Consider the following 18,139-nt stretch of genomic DNA (forward strand, 5'->3'; position numbering starts at 1 on the left):
CGGGGGTAGATGTGAGTCGCGAGAACGACGGACTCCCAATGCTCCCGCCCTGGCTCTCCGAGAGCGAAGTCGCCGCAACCGGTTACGAGGCTCCCGTCGAGAACCTCCCCCAGGACGAGGTCATCCCCGAGCAGAAGAGCGGCCGCGGCCTCTTCGGCCGGCGCAAGCCGCGTAAGGATGCACCACCCGAGCCCACCGCCCAGCCGCCCGCCGCGAATCCCGCCCCCACCTCCGGTGGCGCCGAGCCGAATCCGTGGGCCTCGCAGCCGGCCACCCCGATGCCGACCCGCGACCCCGGCACCCATTTCAACCTTCCGCACCGCGGCGACCAGTCGGGCAGCGCGAATCAGCAGTCCAACGGACACCACACGCGACCGCCACAGCTCAACGGCCACGGCCCGGCGCAGCCGCCGCATGGCCAAACCCCGACTCAGCTCCCGCAGCACGGCCAGCGCCCTGCGCCCGGGCCCCACAATGGGCAAGGCTCGACGCCGCCCAACGGTCGAGGCTTCGGCGGTGCACCGCATCCCGGCCAGGCGCCCAACCTTCCGCAGGGGCCTCGCTTCGACGTCCCTCCAGTCAATGGCGGACAACCCGGACACCCGGCCGCCCCCGAAACGGCTCGCCCAGGCCCTCATTCGGGCCCGCTCGGACCCACGCCCGGTCCGCAGTTCTCGCCCCCGCCGACGCCCCCGGTTGATCCGACGCAGCGCATCGCCAGTGCCGAACCGGCTCGGCCGGCCCCGCATTCGGGTCCGCTGGGACCGGTGCGGGGTCCGCAATTCTCGACGCCGCCCACGCCGCCCGCCGAACCCGTGGATCCGGCCGAGCAGTCCGCTCCGGTGCAACCGCGGCAGGCGAAACCCGACTTCACCCCGCCGCCACTGCCGTCTTCGCCGAACTCACCACAGGGCCCGGGTGCCGCTGAGTCGCATCCGAGGGGCGCCTCCCTCGCCGGTGCATCGGCCGCGAGTACTCCCGGCCCGGCCAACCCCGCGCGTCCCCCGGCGGATCCCGCCACCCGGGCGCCGCTCCCGCCCTCACCCGGTGAAGTCGACTCGGCCGCACACGATCCGGCGCTCCGCGCCGCGCGCCCCCCGCTGCCCCCGTCCCCCGGCGAAGCCGATACCGCAGCCGATCCGGCCGACGCCACCACCAAGATGGCGCACCCGCCCCTGCCCCCGGCTCCGGGCGACCTGGACGCGACCGGCTCCGGCATCATCGCCCCGGCCGCCCCGACCACGCGCACACCGATCCCCCCGGCCCCCGAAACCGGCCCCGGCGCAGATCAACCGGACTCCCGCCACCCCGATGACGCCGGCCACGCGGACCCCGGCCAGGCGGCCGCATATGAACTGCTCGAGGCCCAGCCGGCCGGTCTGTCCGGCGCGCCCACCGACGGCGAACAAGCCGACCCGAACACCGCTTTCGACCAGTCGATGACCCCGGGCCGTCACCGCGCCGGAGAAGTCCCACTCCCGCAGCCATCGGACCCCCACCCCGGTGACCCCGTACCCCCTGCACCGCAAGGGAATTCCACCTCACCCACCCCCGGCCAGAACGACAACCGCCCGCCCCTGCCGGCGATGCCGGGCACCTCGTCGCACGGCACGGCACCGATCCCGCAGATTCCCGCAACCGGCCCGCGGGGTTCGGGTCCGCTGGCACAGGGCACCGGATCCGGCTCGCTGCCTCAGATTCCGGGTCCCGGCGCTCAGATGTCCGGCAATGGCGGCCAGTGGATGCCGCCAGCGCCGCCGGTTCCGGGACAGTTCCCGGGCGCGGAGGGCATGCCGCCGGCAGCTGATTCCGGGCTCCCACCGATGCAGCCGACTTCAGGGTTCCCGGCGGGTCCTGTGCCACCGCAGCCGAATCCGTGGGGGCAGGCACCGGGGCCGAATTCCACCCATCCTGATGGTTCGTCCGACAACCTCGAAGGGGATGCGAACCCCTGGGCAAACGTACCCATGTCCGAGGCAGCAGCTGCGGGTCTGGGTGGGCCGCAGGCGAATGGTCCGGGCCGACCGGATTCGGGGATGCCGCCGATGCAGCAGACCCCGGGATTCCCGGCGGGTGCTGTTCCGCCGCAGTTGAATCCTTGGGCACAGGGGCCGGATGGGCCGATGCCGGATAGCGCGGACGCCACCAACCCCGACGCCAATCCGTGGGCGAACGCGCCCATGTCCGAGGCGGCGGCCGCCGGGTTGACCGGGCCGCACACCGGTGGCCCGGGACCGCAGGGCATGGGTGCTGGTGGGCAAATGCCCTGGGCCGCACCGGGACAGGAACAGGGCGCTGTTCACCCGAACGGAACCGGGCCGGAAGCGGGCAATGTGCCTGGCGGCCCGGGACAGCAGGGGTTCGGTGGGCCGGGGAGTCAGCCTGCGCCGGGCCAGCCGGAGGCAGCCGTCCCCGGGCAGTACGGCATGGGCCCGGGACAGGTCGGTGCTCCGGGGCAGCACGGTGCCTCGGTGCCGGGGCAAGCTGGGGCTCCGGGCCAGTATGGTGTCGCGGCTCCCGGGCAAGCCGGGGGTCCGGGACAGTACGGTGTGCCGGCTTCCGGGCAGCCGGGGATCGGTGGGCCGGGGGCGAGCGCCTGGGGTGCGGGCAGGCCGCGCGGGTTTGCCGGTGGTCCCGTGCCGTCGCTGGATGATGTGCCGATGCGGCGGGCCAAGAAGGCTCCGGAGTCGGGATGGCGGCGGGCCGTGCACCATATGTCCGGTGGCGCCATCAATCCCGGGATGTCGGCGGAGGAGCGGCGACTGCAGGAGTTGGTCGCACGGATCCGGCAGCCGGTGCGCGGGGATTACCGGATCGCGGTGCTGTCGCTGAAAGGTGGCGTCGGGAAGACGACGACCACCATGGGGTTGGGCTCGATCTTCTCCTCGATTCGCGGGGACCGGGTGATCGCGGTCGACGCGAATCCGGACTTCGGGACGTTGTCGCAGCGGGTGCCGCTGCAGACCCGATCGACCGTGCGGGATCTGTTGCTGGACGAGCAGATTCAGCGGTATTCGGATGTGCGCCGCCACACTTCGCAGGGCAGCAGCCGCTTGGAGGTGCTGGCCAGTGAGCGGGATCCGGCGGCGTCGGAGGCGTTCAGCGAGGAGGAGTACCGCGCGGTCGCGCGCATTCTGCAGCGCTTCTACAACATCATCCTCACCGACTGCGGTACCGGCCTGATGCATTCGGCCATGGCGGGTGTACTGGATCTGGCGCACTCCCTCGTGCTGATCTCGTCCTCGGCCATCGACGGTGCGCGCAGTGCCGCCGCCACCCTGGACTGGCTGTCACTGCACGGCCACGATCATCTGGTCCGCAATGCCGTGGTGGTGATCAACCTGCCGCGCCCGGGCGCCCCGAATGTCGGCATCAATCAGCTGCGCGACTATTTCCTGTCGCGTTGCCGCGCAGTGCACATCATCCCCTACGACGCGCATCTGGGCGAGGGCGCGGAGATCGATCTGCACCGCCTGAGCAAGCCCACCAAACGCGCGTATGTCGAGCTGGCGGCCACCGTCGCCGATGATTTCGGGGCCGACCACCGGCACTATCGGGGCTGAGCCGGGGCCGGTCCCGGCGCTGGTTCCGAATCCGTTCGCGGGCAGTGGCTTCGGCTGGGACGGCTGCGCATGACATGGCATCGGCCGGGTGCTAGTTTGTGGCTCGATCGCGCCGCTCGCCTCGGTGCGATGCGGGTTTTGCACGTACGGCCGGCCCGCCGCTGACCGGTGGGTGAGAGGAACGCATGCGTCTGAGGTCCGGGCGATGGTGCGCCGCCGGAATGGGTGCCGCCGTGCTGGTCCTGGCCGCCGCGTGCGGGAACGACGGCGGTACACCGGATTACGGGCCGTACGCGATTCACGGCGACGATGACTTCGATCGGCAGCCGAGCCGGATCCGCGGGGTCTTCGCCGAGTCGGTGCGGCTGGCGGATCACATCGTCTTCGCGACCGATATCGATCCCGACCTGACGACGGTGCGCGACGGCGGGATCTCGGCCGACGATCGCGGCTTCCACGAGACCGCACTCTCACCGCAGCAGCGGGTGGCAGCGCGCCCCTTCGGGGTGGCCGGTTCCTTCGGTATCGCGGCCGCGAACCGGCCTGCCGGTGACGGTCCGCCACAGAAGTATCTGGCGGTGTCGCTCACCGCGTTTCGCGACGAGCGGTCGGCGACGGCGGCCGCGGCAGAGATGGCCCGCGTCGATTTCGAGGCGAGTCCCGACAACGCGCCGGTCGGGGTCGACGCCTTCCCGGCCGCCCTGAGTCATTGGCGGCCGGGCGTCCCTTCGCTGGGCAGTCTCATGGCGTGGAAGAACGTGGTGATCCGGGTGTACGCCGAACTGCCGGATCCCGATCTGGGCCGGCTGGTCGACATGGTCACCACCACCTATCGCAAGCAGGTGGCCGGGCTGGCCGGCTTCGACACCTCGCCCGTTCCGGATCCGGCCACGGTGCCGCTCGATCCGGACGGCCTGCTGACCCGGCTGGTGCGCACCGGTGATCCGCTGGCCGACCCGAAGACGTTCGCCGCCTTCGGGGTCCGCGCCTTCTCGGCGCTCTCACCGGAGCCACCGCACACTTTCAGCAAATATTCCGGCAGCGGCGTGACGGCGCTGGCGGTGTCCCACAACAAGTACCTGTATCGGATGCGGGATTCGAAGGCCGCCGCACAGTACGGCCGAGACCTCGCCGCCGACCCTGAGAACTCGGAGTACACCTGGATGCGTAATGTCCGCGGCCTGACCGCCGCAACCTGTTCGCAGGCGACCCGCCCGGACCCGAAATCCGTGCAGGCCCGCCGCTATCGCTGTGTGGTGGTGCGCGACGGGTATGCGGCGGTGGTCTACAGCAATACCGAGACCGATGTCCGGCAGCTGGCGGCGGCGCAGTACGCGATCATGGGAGGTCCGCGATGAAGGCACTACTGCCCGACGATCCGCGCTGGATCGGCCCGCACCATATGATCGCCGTCATCGGCACCGGCGACATGGGCCGGGTGCTGCTGGGCCGCACGCCCACCGGAAAGCTGGTGGCGGTCAAGCAGATTCACCGCTCGCAGACGGTGGATATGGAATTCCGGGCGCGCTTCCAGCGGGAGCTGGAGACCACCAAGCAGCTGACCGGACCCTATACGGCGGCCGTGGTGGACAGTGACGCGGATGCCGAACGACCCTGGCTGGCCACCGAATACCTGCCGGCGCCGGATCTCGCGACGGTCGTCGCGGCCTGCGGTCCGCTGCCGCTGCCGGCGCTGCGCCTGCTGGCGACCGGCCTGGCCACCGCCCTGATCGAGGTGCACCGGGCGGTGCTGGTGCACCGGAATCTCAAGCCCGGCAATGTCCTGCTGATGCCCGAGGGCCCGCGCATCATCGATTTCGGTATCACCCGGGCACGCGACGGCGAGGGCGCTTCGGCGGCCGTCGCCGACGCTGCACCCTACGTGGCCCCCGAGCAAGCCGGGGGCGAGCCGGTGACCTCCGCCGTCGACATCTACGCGGTCGGCATGCTGCTGGTCCTGGCCGCGACCGGATCCATGTCCGCCACACCGGATCTGCAGGCGGTCCCGCATGCGCTGCGCAAACTGGTGGAGTCCTGCCTGGCGCCCGATCACGCGCATCGCCCGTCGGCGCGTCAGCTGCTGGAGCAGGCGGAGCGCATTCCTGGGGAATCGGCGTGGCCACAGCCGGTGCTGGAGTTCATCGAGACGCATCGAGCAGATGCCGAGTGGTGGGCGTCCAGCGGTGAGCAGGAGACCCGCTATCGGGATCAGCTGGCGCGCTTGGCCGGTCGGCGGCGGCGCACGATCGGCTGGGCGGCGGCGGCCGTCACCGGACTGGTGGTGGTGAGCGGCACGCTGGCGGGGCTGAGCCGGTCGTCGCAGACCGACGGCCATGCCCAGCCGCGCACGGACCCGTCACTGGACCTGACGGCCATGGAATTGCGGCTGCTGGACTTCTGCGCGGTCATCGACAAGGCGGTGCCCGGCAAGCTCGGCACGCGCACCGGTGATCCGCAAGCCTCGCCCGAGGGCGGCTGCGGCACCACCGTGGTCGATTCGACGCAGCGAAAGATCCACTACAACCTGGACATTCCCGACCACGCCATCGGTGTGGACCAGTTGACGCCGACGGGCCGGACCGCCGGCTGGGGCCCGATCCTCAGCGCCGGAGCCGCGGACAACAAATGCGACGCCGTGCTGGTGACCCAGTCCGGCGGGCATGTGCCGCTGCGGATGTCGGCCGAGGAGCTGGACCCCGCGGCCCAGCCGGGAACCGCCTGCACCGCGGCGGAGGACGCGCTGACCGCGGTCGCGCAGCAGCTCACCTCGTACGTGCCGCAGCGGACGGTCCCGTCGAACTCGATTCTGCGCGTGGACCCGTGTTCGGTGGTGCAGGACAGCACGATTCGGGAGATCGTCGGCGATATCTCCGACCATCAGCGCGCCCCGCACGCCTGCGCGACCATCGGCCGGGACGGCTGGGTCCGCGTCGACCTGGTCGACCAGAGCCGCCCCGATCAGGGCGAGTGGACCTACGAAACCCTGCAGGCCGGCGAATTCACCGCGTACGTCACCGGCGCACGCTCCAGCAACGACTGCTACCTCAGCTATCTGGTGCGGCCCACGGATAAAGGCAATGCCGAGCAACTGAAGCTCACGGTGTCCGATCTGTCGAATTCACCAGACGCGTGCGGCAAGGCCGTGACACTGCTCGACGAGGCCATCCGGCAACTGCCGAAGTAGCCATCTCCGCGCACTGCAATTGCAATTGATCTTTCGCGCGGAACATGGCGGTCCGGGCCGCCCTCGGGCCCGGACCGCACAGTTGTTTCGTTATTTACCAGGCAGGCAGCCGCCGCCGACCGGCGAGCACATCACGAACGAGATCGTCGTAAGCGTCCGACAATTCGGCTAAATGGTGCCAAGCGCCGTGTAGCATTTCATCATTCGCGTCAAGGGTCATCAACGCGTGATGAGCCCGAACCGAAGCCTCCGCGAGGCGATCGATGACCGAACCGACCGTTTCGGTGTGCAGGGTCGCACCCAGCCGATGCTGGGGAACCGAGCGCACGATCCAGTCGTCGATGGCCATGACCAATTCGATTCGGCGGCGCTTTGTTTCGACGATCGAGGTGGGATCGGTTTCCGGACCGATACCGCCGCGCCCGACCAGCCGCCGCTCGTGCAGCACCGCTAGGTCATGGGCGAACCACAGCAGTGGTCCGCCGATCACCCGGTGACCGCGACAAGCGCGCAGTAGTAGGTCGGAGGTCGGCAATAGGCCGGCAGCCAAGGGCTGCGCCTCCACATCCGCATACGAAGCGGACACGTCGGGCAATGCCACAACGACCGTGTTCGATGTCTCCGAACCTGCCACGTTGCCTCGCGTTCTTCGACGTATAACAACACCGCATTCAGGACGTTCATTACAATAAAGCTCAGAATGCTGGTGTCAAGCCTTACACGGCAGTAGTACTACGGGAGTAGACTTCTGAGCCTTGAAGCAACAACCGAGGAGCGAGATGGCGGACGGTCCGAGATATCAACGGATCGCAGACCTCCTCCGCGAGGAGATCCGCGCCGGCAAGTGGGAACCGGGCGATCGACTGCCGAGTCACAATGAGCTGGCCGGCCAGATGCAGGTTTCGATTACGACTGCTCGCAACGCCATTCAACTCCTGGTTGCCGAAAACCTGGTTTACACAGCCACTTCCCGGGGCACCATCGTGCGCAGTCAGGAAGTGCTCGAATCCGTTGTCACCAACCATATTCGGCCGGACCGGCCGAAGGCCGCGCACGACATCTTCTCCGAGATCGCACGCGCCGCGGGACGGGAGCCGTCCAAACAGTTCAGCGCCAGAATGGAACCGGCCAGTCCGGAAGTGGCGCATTGGCTGGGTGTCGCGCGCGACGAGTGGGTGGTGTCGCGCACGATCATGCAGTATCTGGACAACGAGCCGTGGTCGTGGGAGGTCAGCTTCTATCCGCGAGATCTGGCCGAGGCCACCGGAATCGACGCACCATACGACATTCCGGAGGGCACCACACGGCGGCTCGCCGAACGCGGATTCGCCGAGACCGCCCATCGCGACACCATCGTCGCCCGACCCGCCGCGGCCGAGGAGGCGGCGCTGCTGGGCGTGGGCCCGGGTACGCTACTGCTCGACCATCTCCGCATCGGAGCCAACCACAATGGCGTCACCCGAGTGACGCGACATCGTTCCACAGCGGCCCGCAACCGATTGGCATACGAATTGGGCGATGACGAAGGAACGGACATTATTCGTAAAACTCTGGGCGCTCCATTTCCGTCCGGAAATTCCCATTCCTTCGGTAATTCCCGGCTACCCGATTCGCCATGAAACCACACCTGCGCCGCGCCCGTATCGCCGATCTTGGGACCATTACCCGGTTCCGGCTGCAACGTACGAGCTGGCTGGCGGCGCGCGGCAGTGACCAGTGGACGCGGGCCGGGCGAGGACTCCCCATCGAGACCTTCGCCCGGTCCGTGGCCCACGCGGTCCGCCAGGACGAGACCTGGATCGCCGAGGTGGACGGCGAAGCGGCCGGCACCATCACCGTCAACGACCGCGCCGACGAAAACCTCTGGTCCCCCGGCGAACTCGCCGACGCCGTGATCATCCACTACATGATCGTCGACCTCCGCTTCGCCGGAACCCGCGTCGGCGAAACCCTGCTGGCCCACGCCGCCCGCCTGGCCCGCGAACAACACCGCACCTGGGTCCGCCTCGACGCCTGGACCACCAACACCGACCTCCACGCCTACTACCTCCGCGCCGGCTTCCACCTCGCCCGCATAGCCGGACCCGAAGCCACCGGCCCCTCCCGAGCCCTCTTCGAACGCCCCACCGCCGCCTGGCCCCACCCCGTCACGACGCGCCCAACCCTGGCAGCAGGCGAAACCACCCGCTGCACACTGAACCCGGACCCCACCAGCATCTGGTCCCGCAGCCACAACCCACTCCTGCGCACCCTCCCCGGCGCGATCACCGAGCCGGGCCCGGCAACCACGTGATCCCCGTGGCTACCGCATCTCAGCCGCTGCCGAGCGCGCGTTCGATACGGTGGCCGCCGGGTATCGAGCCGGGGCCGATGTTCATGCGACTTCCTTGTGTGCCAACCGGTTACAGCGCGGGGAGGTCGGCGATTTGGATCATTTCGTCGCCGCGGGAGCGGGACCAGAGGATGCCGCGGCCGGGTGGGAGGCGCATGGGGCGGATGTCGCCGATGAGTTTGCCCTCGTCCCGGGAGCCGCTCATGAGGAGGGCGGGGACCGACAGGTTCTTCATCGAGCCCAGGACCTGGTCGTAGAGGGCTCGGGAGATGCCACCCATATTGCGGGAGATGATGACGTGCAGGCCGATGTCGCGGGCCTGCGGTAGGAGTTCCACCAAGGCGCCCAGGGGATTTCCGCCCGCGACGACCATGTCGTAGTCGTCGACGACGACGTAGATCTCCGGGCCGGTCCACCAGTCGCGATCGCGCAGCTGCTGGGGGGTGATGTCGGAGCCGGGGATGCGCTTGGAGAGATAGTTGACCACTTCCTTGATCATGCCGCCGCAGGTCTGCGAGGAGGTGGAGTACCCGGCCAGCTGGTCGCCTTCCAGCACACCCAGCAGGGTGCGGCGGTAGTCGATGAGGATGACGCGGGCCGTGTCGGCGTTGGAGCTCTCGGCCAGGCCGCGAATGATGTTGCGCAGCACCGTGGTCTTACCCGATTCTACTTCGGAGAAGACCATGAAGTGCGGGTCGGAGCCGAAATCCAGGACGATCGGCTGCAGTTCGGATTCGCCGATGCCGATGACCACCTTGGTGGGGCTCTGCTGAATTCCGTGGCGGCGGGCCAGTTCCAGTGCCTGTTCGCGGGGCACGCTACCGGGCAGCGTGCGAACGGCTGGTGCGCGGCGTTCGCCCCAGATGGCCTGCATCTCGGTGCGCGCGGCGGCCACACCCTCGGCCAGATTCTGGACGTTGGTGTCGGAGTCCAGGCGCGGCATGGCGATGAGCATGTGCAGCTGGTCCGGGGTGAGACCGCGGCCGGGCCGGTTGAGCGGGACGTTGACCGCGACGCGGCGGCCCATCTCGGAGTCGGAGGGGTCACCCAGGCGCAGCTCGATGCGGGTACCGATCATGTCCTTCACGGAGGCGCGGATCTCGCCCCAGCGGTTCGCGCCCAGGATCACGTGGATGCCGTACGAAAGACCCTGGGCGGCAAGCTGTCCGACCACCGGCTCCAGGCTGTCGAATTCCTCGCGGACGACCTGCCAGTTGTCGATCACCAGGAAGACGTCGCCGAATCGGTCGGCCAGTACCGGGTCGTCGGCGCGGTCCGAGGCCAGCGCGGCGTGCTTGCGCCGCCGGAATTCGGCCATGGATTCGATGCCCTGGGCGGCAAAGCGCTCTTCGCGTTCGCGCAGCAGGGTGGCGAGTTCGGCGATGGTGCGCCGCACCTTGTCGGAGTCGAGCTTGCCGGCGACGGAACCCACGTGCGGCAGGCCGACCAGACCCGCCATGGAGCCACCACCGAAGTCGAGGCAGTAGAACTGCGCCTGTTCGGGCGTGTGCGTGGCCGCCGCGGACATGATGATGGTGCGCAGCGTGGTGGACTTGCCGGACTGCGGGCCACCGACCACGGCGACATTGCCCTGCGCCCCAGCGAGATTGATGGTGAGCACATCGCGGCGCTGCTCATAGGGCTTGTCGATGATGCCGATCGGCATCCACAGCTGCCCGTGCCGGTTGACCGGTGACCGCCAGTCCGGATCCGGCAGCAGCATGTCCACGGTCGGCGACTCGTCCAGCGGCGGCAGCCAGACCTCGTGGGCCGGGCGGCCGTGACCGGTCAGGCGTTTCACGACGGTCTGGAGCAGGCTGTCGGGCAGGCCTTCGTCGCCCGTCGGCGGCGGGGGCGGCAGCAGGTCGAGCGGATCGAGCCGGTTCTCCGGTTCGGGCTGCTCGAGGATCTCGACCATCGCGGCGGTGAATTCGCGCGGCGGCGCTTCGACGACAGTGGTGCCGTCCGCGGCCTGCCGGGCGGCCCGGGGCGCGACGTAGGGACCCGATACATAGGTCGCGTTGAACCGCAACGGATCCGAGGCGTCGCTCTTGAGGTAGCCGGAGCCCGGGACACCGGGCAGGTGATAGGCGTCGGTGATGCCGAGCACCGCGCGGGATTCGTTGGCCGAGAACGTACGCAGACCGATGCGATAGGACAGATGCGAATCGAGGCCGCGCATCTTGTTCTCCTCCAGCCGCTGCGAGGCGAGCAGCAGGTGGACGTGGAGCGAGCGGCCCAGTCGGCCGATCATGACGAACAGATCCGCGAAATCCGGTTTCTGCGAGAGCAATTCGGAGAACTCGTCGATGACCACGAACAGCGCGGGCAGCGGGTCGAGCGGCACGCCGGCCGCGCGGGCCTTCTCGTACTCGTTGACATTGGCGAAGTTGCCCGCGGAGCGCAGCAGTTCCTGGCGCCGGTTCATCTCACCGGCGAGCGCGTCGCGCATACGGTCGACGAGCGAGAGCTCTTCTTCGAGGTTGGTGATGACCGCCGCCACGTGCGGCAGCGGATCCATACCGAGGAACGTCGCACCACCCTTGAAGTCGACCAGGATCAGGTTGAGCTGATCGGGCGAGTGCGTGGTGACCATCGAAAGAATCAGTGTGCGAAGGAATTCCGACTTACCGGAGCCGGTGGCGCCGATGCAGAGGCCGTGCGGCCCCATACCGTTCTCGGCGGATTCCTTGATGTCGATCTCGACGGGCGTCCCGTCCGGGGTGATGCCGATGGGCACACGTAGTCGTTCGCGTCCGGCGCGCGGCCGCCACACCTTGGCCGGGTCGATCTGGGACGCGTCCGGGATCTTGAGCAGGTTCATCAGACCGGGGTCGGCGGCGGAGGTGTTGTCGCCGAGGCTGACGATCTGCGCCGCGGTGGCGATGCGGAAGCGGGCCAGACTGCGCGAGAACGCCTCCGCCTCGGCGAGGGTCACGCTGTCGGCATTGGCGAACTTCTCGGTGCCGGCCGCGCTCTTGGCGAACACCTCTCCCCCGGCCGCGACGAGCTGCAGCCCGCGCCGCGCGGCCAGGCTGTTCTCGGCGGCGCTCAGGTCGATGACGGTGACCGCGTCCAGACCGGACTCGCTGATCAAACGCTCACTGCCGCTGACATATCCGTCGTCGATGATGACGACCAAGTGCATACGCCCCTGCGTCGGTTGCGGATTGCGCATGAACCGCCCGCGCTCGAGCAGATCGTCGGCCAGCGCCGTCTCCAGTTCACCGAGCGAGCCGTAGATCATGCGGGCCGCGCCCATGCCGTCGCGCTGGCTCGAATGCTGCACGTGCGGCAGCCATTTCGCCCACGCCCAGGCCTCGCAGTCGGGTTCGGCGGTGACGATGGCGACGGCGACGTGGTCGGGGCCGTGGAACGCGGTGAGCTCCATGAGCATCGACCACACCAGCCCGCGCGTGTCCTCGGCCGGGCCCTCGACATTGATGGCGGGGAAAGCGCGCAGCGACACCGCCGTCGGCAGGTGGTGCACCACGGAATGCGTTCGCACGAAACGACGCAACGCCACGGTGGAGACCGGTTCCAGATCCTCCAGCGGACCGGTTTCCGGCCGCGCCAGCTTGGCCGCGAGCCGATGCGTGCCGATGCCGACGCGCACATGCCCGAAGTCCGGATCGTTGGGCCGCCGCTCCCACATGCGCCGGGTGCCCACGATGGAGGGCAGGTCCGCGGGTTCCGGATGACTCCAGACCAGCGTCTCGAGCTGCTTCTGCCCGGTGCGCCGGACCTCGCGGCGGGTCTGGTCGAGGTACCGGAAGTAGTCCTTGCGTTCCTCGTTCAGCTCCGAGGAGCTTTTGCTGCTGCCGCGCTGACCCATGAGCATGCCGGCCATCGACATGATCATCATCATCGGCATCATCATCATGTACGGGTTGGACAGCATCGACCGGCCCATCAAGCTCATCATGGCGAGCATGCCGATCATGGCGACCACCATGACGACCGGCATGAGCTTGCTCATGAGCGGCGCGGGCACCGGACGCGGAATCTCCGGTGGCGCGGTCAGCGCCATCTCACCGCCCGGGGCGCGGGGTGGGGCGATGCGGGGCCGGCGCACGAAACCTTCGGTAGCCATGGGTATTTCTCCGGTCGTTAGGAATCGAGGTCGGGTAGCTCGTCGTCGCGGCGGCGTCGCCGGAACGGAATCGACACGGCGAGACCGATTCCCAGCGCGGACAGACAGACGATGGTTCCGACGGTGGCGACCAGCCGCGGCAATCGTGGTGGGCCGACAGGCTTTTGCGGTGTGGGGAAGGCCTGGGATTTCGCTGCCCCGACATGGATCGGCAGCTCGGGCATGTCCGCGGTGAGCGTGCTCGCCGGGAATTGCGCGGTGAGGGCGGCGACCGGATCGATCAGACCCGCGCCGACGCGGTCATCGCGGCCGGTGCCGGGCTGATGCGCGGTGAGCATGATCTGGTTCATCACCTGCCGCGCGGTCCAGTCCGGGTACTTCGCCCGCACCAGCGCCGCCAGGCCCGCCACGTACGGCGCCGCGAAACTGGTTCCGTTGATGGCCTTCTGGCCCGAGTCGAGCCCGGTGGCGTTGACCAGGCCGGTTCCGCCGGGCTTGTTGTCGAGCGAGACGATGTTGGTCCCGATCGCCGCGACACCGACCCACGGGCCGTAGAGCGAGAAGCTGGAGGGTCCGCCGCTGGGATCGACCGAGGCGACCGCCAGCACGTACTTGTTGAACCAGGCCGGGCTGGCGATGGTCTTCACTTTGTCCCAGCTGGTCTTGGTATTGCTGTACTGGTCGTTCTGCGTTCCGCAGCCATTGGCCTGGTCCACATTGCCGGCGGCGACGACCACGACCACGTTCTGTTCGTAGGCGAACCGCACGGCGTCGCCGAGCGCGCTGTCCGCGGTGTCGCCACCGGCGGCCGTGCAGGCGTCCTCGGAGATATTGATAACGGTCGCACCCATATTCACCGCGCGCACCACGGCCGCGGCGAGGGTCTGCATATTGCCGTACCCCGACTTGCTCATGCTGCCCGGCGTGTCCCCGCCATTGGAGTCCTTGGCCTTGTAGGCGTCGCTGAGCTGACGGATCGACAGGATCTCCGCGTCCGGCGCGACTCCCACGAACGCGTCGTCCGCGCTGGGCTGAGCGGCGATGATGCCCGCGACCAGGGTGCCGTGGCCGTCGCAGTCCTCGGTGGTGCCGTCTCCGTCGGAGACGTAATCCCCGCCGCCCTGCAGGTTCGCCAGCCGCGGATGCCGATTCACACCCGTGTCGATCACGGCGACCTTCTGCCCCGCGCCCCTGTGGTTCGGCCCCGGGTTGGCCTGCCAGGCCCCGGGCAGGTCGAGCACCTTCTGCGCGACGGGTTCATCGCGCGGGGTGTCACCCTTCAGCGACTGTTCGACGCAGACCGCGTTCTTCTGGGTCGGCACCGGTGGCGCGGGCTTGCCGGCCAGTGCCTGCGCATCCCCGATATGGGAGAGGTCAGGATCGGGCTGGGTGACGGTGGCCGCCGCGGTGCCCTGCGGCCCCAGCAACGCACCGCCGAGAATCGCCCCCGCACACAGTGTTCGCGCCCAGTTTCCAGGACGCCGACTCATATGTTCCGAGCCGTCGAGTAGACGTCCATGATCCACAGCACCAACGGGACGATCAAGACGATCAGGCCGTATTCGAACAGTTCGTTGAAGCGCCGGGTGACCGGGGTGACCTCGACGTGCGGGCCGATGACGCCGAATCCGACGGCTCCCACCGCGAATACCAGCAGCAGTCCGGCGGAGACGAGCAACATCCCGTCATCGGACAGTGCCAGCAGCACCGCCAGACCGATGAAAGTGACACAGCCGCTGGCGATCAGCGTGGCGGCCTGGGTGAGATCGGCGAACGAGCGTCCGCGCAGGCAGAGAATGATCGAGATGACGACGGCCAGGGCGATGCCCTGCCAGCGGTCGGAGTGCAGCGGGTCGGCCGTGCCGAGCGCACCGGCGACGGCGCCCAGCGCACTGCCGATGACGATGCCGGTCTGGAACTGATTGGCGGTGCGGGCACGCTGCCCGAGTCCGTGCGCGGAGGGCAGCACGGTCGCGCCGATGGCGCCGATGCCCTCGATGGTGGGGCGGGGTTCGTGGTCGGCCGGATCGATGGCGGCGCCGGCGGTGGGCACCGGCGGCACGGGTAGTCGCGCCAGCATGGCGGCCAGCCGCGCCACCATCGACAGCAGGATGATCGACGCGACCAATACGCCCGCAGCCACTTTCGGCACCCCGGCATCCCAGATCATGCGGACGGCCGCGCCGATTCCGGAGAGGATCACCACGGTCACGACGGCGGACACCACCGCGGCGCCCGCCCCGATGATGCGGTAGCCGACCACGGCGAGCAGCAGGGTCGCGGCCGCGCCGAGCATGAGGTGCGGACTGCCCACCGAGCCGGGCACGGCCAGCGCCGCGCCGCCGAAGGTGAGCAGCAGCATGCACAGCGTGAGCACGGTCGCGGTCAGCTCGTCGGCGTACTTGCGCATGGCGATGGCGGCGGCGACCAGCGCGGCGATGGCACCGCCCAGCAGCAGCGGCGGCGCCACGAACTTGTCGCCCCCGGATCGCGAGATCAGGCCCAGCACAACCGCGAACGCGACCGCGGCCACCCCCGCCACCAGTCCGGTCCACCGTGCGGCGGTCACGGACCAGCTGCGGAACTCCTCGGCCGTGAGCCTCGACACAGCGTCGATGACGTCGTCGAACAGCGCGGGCGCTTCCTTGGCGGAAACCGCCCGCAGCACCAGCAATTCACCGTCGTAGATCTCGGCGTCGTTGAGCGTCTGACTGGGCGCGATCATGTCGCGTCCCAATTTGGCCAGCGTCCAATGCTGCGACTGGAGTGGTGTTCCCCCCTCCTCACCGCCGATCGGGTCCGGATTGCGAGATTCGATGAGGCGCACCAGATCACCGATGAAGGCGGCGATCGGAACGTTGGCCGGCAGACCGACGTCGAGCTGGGTATTCCCCCCGATGACGGACACACGGCACAATTCGGGTTCAGCGGCCCTCGGGCCGCTGATCGACTGTGCTGTCACTAGCTGAACTGCTCCCCTATAGCTCTCAACAGTTGCCCGCCCAGGGCGGTTAACCATAATGTATCCGACTGTCCGCAGCCGTGCGATTCGCATGGTGTGGGTGGGGATTGTGAACGAAAGACCAACCAGGCTCGACGAATTCGGGGTTCGACTAGGATGATCGACACTCGCCAGGCCCAACGCGCCTTCGATGCGGGAGTGCTGTCACTGGGGTTGAGCATCGAGGGCCAGGAGTCGAACCGGGACCTCGACTACGCCAAACTCGCCTTCCAGCGCGCGACCGAATGGGATCCCACCATGGCCGACGCCTGGCTGGGCCGGGCCGCCGCCGGCGAGGTCACCAAGGATGTTCTGAGCAATCTGTACAAGTGCAGCACCGTCTCGCTGGGGCGGGAACAGCGCCGGTTGGGGCTGGCGCCGCGGCAGCTTGCCGGACGTTTCCTGCCGGGCCTTTACATCGATTACCCGCTGGCCGGTTTCACCGAGATCCATCTGGCGTGGGCCGCGCATCTGATCGCCGAGAAGCAGTACGACGAGGCCGAGCAGGTACTCGGCGAACTCGAAAAGCACCGGCGGGCACGAGCTTCCGAGCCGGATTTCGAAATCGACGGCCGCATCGCCAAGTACGTGCGCGGCATCCTGCACTACAACACTCAGCGCTGGCCGGATGTGATGACCGTGCTGGCCGGTTCCGAGGGTTGGGAAGACCCGTATCTGGCGGCCGGCGCGCATGTGATGGTCGGCACAGCGTGTGCGCAGCTGGGCCTGTTCGGTGAGGCGATTCGCCGGATGGAAGCCGCAGAGGCGGGCCCGATTCCGGCCGCGCGCACCGCGGCCATGTTCTGCCGCGGGCTGTGCCTGCGCGAACAGGGGCAGGCCGATGAGGCGCAGTCGCTGTTCGAGAAGGTGTATTCGCAGGCACCGGATTTCGACGCCAACACCGCGGCCATGCGTGACCGCACCTATCGGATCACCCTCACCACCAGGGAGGTGATCGAGGCCCGCACCGACAGGTGGGATCCGGCCTCGGCGCCCTCGCTGGAGGAGAAGCAGGCAGCCGAGCACGAGGACCGGGCCAAGGAGATCCTGGCGCAGGCGCGCGCCGAGCTGGACAAGCAGATCGGCCTGGCCGCGGTGAAGACGCAGGTGGCCAAGCTGCAGTCGAGTGCTCAGCTCGCGAAGATCCGTGCGGAGAAGGGACTTTCGAGCTCGGCGCGCGGTCAGCATCTCGCGTTCACCGGCCCGCCCGGAACCGGTAAGACCACCATCGCGCGCGTGGTCGCCAAGATCTATTGCGGCCTGGGCATTCTCAAGACCGACAAGGTCGTCGAGACCAAGCGCTCCGACTTCGTCGGCCAGCACCTGGGTTCGACCGCCATCAAGACCGACGCGCTGATCGACACCGCCATGGACGGCGTGCTGTTCATAGACGAGGCGTACACCCTGATCCAGCAGGGTCTTTCGGGTGGTGACGCGTTCGGCCGCGAGGCCGTCGACACGCTGCTGGCCCGCATGGAGAACGACCGCGACCGCCTGGTGGTGATCATCGCCGGATACGACGGCGAGATCGACCGCTTCCTGGCCGCCAACGACGGTCTGGCCTCCCGCTTCGCCAAGCGGCTCCAGTTCCCGTCCTACACGGCGGAAGAGCTCGGCCGGATCGGCGAGGTCGTCGCGTCCAAGCGGGATTCGGAGCTGTCCGAGGACGCACTGCGCGCCTTGGTCACGACCTGCGAGAAGCTCTACACCATGGAGAGCACCGACCAGAGCGGGCAACCGCGCCGCGGTGTCGACGTGGCCGGCAACGGCCGTTTCATCCGCAACCTGATTGAGGCCGCCGAGGAGGAACGCGAATTCCGCCTGGCCAATGACGAATCCATCGATCTGAGCGCCGTCGACGAATCGGTGCTCATGCGGATCGAGGGCCCCGATATGAAAGCCGCGCTGAGCAGCCTGCTCGCGTCACTCAACCTGTCGTCGGCCGCCGACTGAGGGGCAACTGAAC

10 protein-coding genes are annotated in these 18,139 nt (G+C 68.6%); 6 read left to right on the forward strand and 4 right to left on the reverse strand.

The window, feature by feature from the left end; all coding sequences use genetic code 11:
* The first annotated feature begins 38 nt into the window (after positions 1–38).
* From AB0L60_RS01045 to AB0L60_RS01055, 3 genes are all read left to right on the forward strand, one after another.
* Positions 39–3,563, forward strand: a complete 3,525-nt coding sequence (locus tag AB0L60_RS01045; RefSeq protein WP_364605462.1) for an AAA family ATPase — start codon at positions 39–41, stop codon at positions 3,561–3,563.
* A 221-nt stretch (positions 3,564–3,784) separates the two neighbouring features.
* Positions 3,785–4,921: a hypothetical protein gene (locus AB0L60_RS01050; protein WP_364605464.1), complete on the forward strand. Its 1,137-nt coding sequence runs from the start codon at positions 3,785–3,787 to the stop codon at positions 4,919–4,921.
* Positions 4,918–6,747, forward strand: coding sequence for a serine/threonine-protein kinase (locus AB0L60_RS01055; RefSeq protein WP_364605466.1), 1,830 nt, complete (start codon positions 4,918–4,920; stop codon positions 6,745–6,747). The genes AB0L60_RS01050 and AB0L60_RS01055 overlap by 4 nt, the downstream gene beginning before the upstream one ends.
* Positions 6,748–6,841: 94 nt before the next feature.
* Here the strand turns inward: AB0L60_RS01055 and AB0L60_RS01060 are convergent, their stop codons facing one another.
* Positions 6,842–7,312, reverse strand: a complete 471-nt coding sequence (locus AB0L60_RS01060; RefSeq protein ID WP_364605468.1) for a DUF4254 domain-containing protein — start codon at positions 7,310–7,312, stop codon at positions 6,842–6,844.
* A 214-nt stretch (positions 7,313–7,526) separates the two neighbouring features.
* On the opposite strand from AB0L60_RS01060, the gene AB0L60_RS01065 reads away from it, so the two are divergent.
* Both AB0L60_RS01065 and AB0L60_RS01070 read left to right on the forward strand, forming a co-directional pair.
* The gene (locus tag AB0L60_RS01065; protein WP_364605471.1) at positions 7,527–8,366 is read left to right on the forward strand and encodes a GntR family transcriptional regulator; all 840 of its coding nucleotides are present in this window, start codon (positions 7,527–7,529) and stop codon (positions 8,364–8,366) included.
* Positions 8,363–9,040 carry a GNAT family N-acetyltransferase gene (locus AB0L60_RS01070; RefSeq protein WP_364605473.1) on the forward strand — a complete coding sequence of 226 codons (678 nt, stop codon included), beginning with the start codon at positions 8,363–8,365 and terminating at the stop codon, positions 9,038–9,040. Before AB0L60_RS01065 ends, AB0L60_RS01070 begins: the two co-directional genes overlap by 4 nt.
* Before the next feature lie 109 nt (positions 9,041–9,149).
* Here the strand turns inward: AB0L60_RS01070 and eccCa are convergent, their stop codons facing one another.
* Genes eccCa through eccD form a run of 3 tightly spaced genes read right to left on the reverse strand, consistent with a single transcriptional unit; the run spans position 9,150 to position 16,080 of the window.
* Positions 9,150–13,172: a type VII secretion protein EccCa gene (gene eccCa, locus AB0L60_RS01075; protein ID WP_364605475.1), complete on the reverse strand. Its 4,023-nt coding sequence runs from the start codon at positions 13,170–13,172 to the stop codon at positions 9,150–9,152.
* 17 nt (positions 13,173–13,189) lie between these two features.
* Positions 13,190–14,662 (reverse strand): type VII secretion-associated serine protease mycosin, encoded by a 1,473-nt coding sequence (gene mycP, locus AB0L60_RS01080; RefSeq protein ID WP_364605477.1) that lies wholly within the window; start codon positions 14,660–14,662, stop codon positions 13,190–13,192.
* Positions 14,659–16,080, reverse strand: a complete 1,422-nt coding sequence (gene eccD / locus AB0L60_RS01085) for a type VII secretion integral membrane protein EccD (protein WP_364605479.1) — start codon at positions 16,078–16,080, stop codon at positions 14,659–14,661. The genes mycP and eccD overlap by 4 nt, the downstream gene beginning before the upstream one ends.
* 210 nt (positions 16,081–16,290) lie before the next feature.
* Here eccD and eccA point away from each other — a divergent pair, with 210 nt between their 5' ends.
* Positions 16,291–18,126, forward strand: a complete 1,836-nt coding sequence (eccA, locus tag AB0L60_RS01090; protein ID WP_364605481.1) for a type VII secretion AAA-ATPase EccA — start codon at positions 16,291–16,293, stop codon at positions 18,124–18,126.
* Positions 18,127–18,139 lie beyond the last annotated feature (13 nt).

The sequence above is a fragment of the Nocardia sp. NPDC051981 genome, assembly GCF_040680715.1.
Taxonomy (GTDB): Bacteria; Actinomycetota; Actinomycetes; order Mycobacteriales; family Mycobacteriaceae; genus Nocardia.

Coding starts and splice junctions, on each gene's coding strand:
- AB0L60_RS01050 (WP_364605464.1), top strand. CDS start 3,785: ATGGGTGCCGCCGTGCTGGTCCTGGCCGCCGCGTGCGGGAACGACGGC.
- eccA (WP_364605481.1), top strand. CDS start 16,291: ATGATCGACACTCGCCAGGCCCAACGCGCCTTCGATGCGGGAGTGCTG.
- AB0L60_RS01070 (WP_364605473.1), top strand. CDS start 8,363: ATGAAACCACACCTGCGCCGCGCCCGTATCGCCGATCTTGGGACCATT.
- AB0L60_RS01055 (WP_364605466.1), top strand. CDS start 4,918: ATGAAGGCACTACTGCCCGACGATCCGCGCTGGATCGGCCCGCACCAT.
- mycP (WP_364605477.1), bottom strand. CDS start 14,662: ATGAGTCGGCGTCCTGGAAACTGGGCGCGAACACTGTGTGCGGGGGCG.
- eccCa (WP_364605475.1), bottom strand. CDS start 13,172: ATGGCTACCGAAGGTTTCGTGCGCCGGCCCCGCATCGCCCCACCCCGC.
- AB0L60_RS01065 (WP_364605471.1), top strand. CDS start 7,527: ATGGCGGACGGTCCGAGATATCAACGGATCGCAGACCTCCTCCGCGAG.
- AB0L60_RS01045 (WP_364605462.1), top strand. CDS start 39: ATGCTCCCGCCCTGGCTCTCCGAGAGCGAAGTCGCCGCAACCGGTTAC.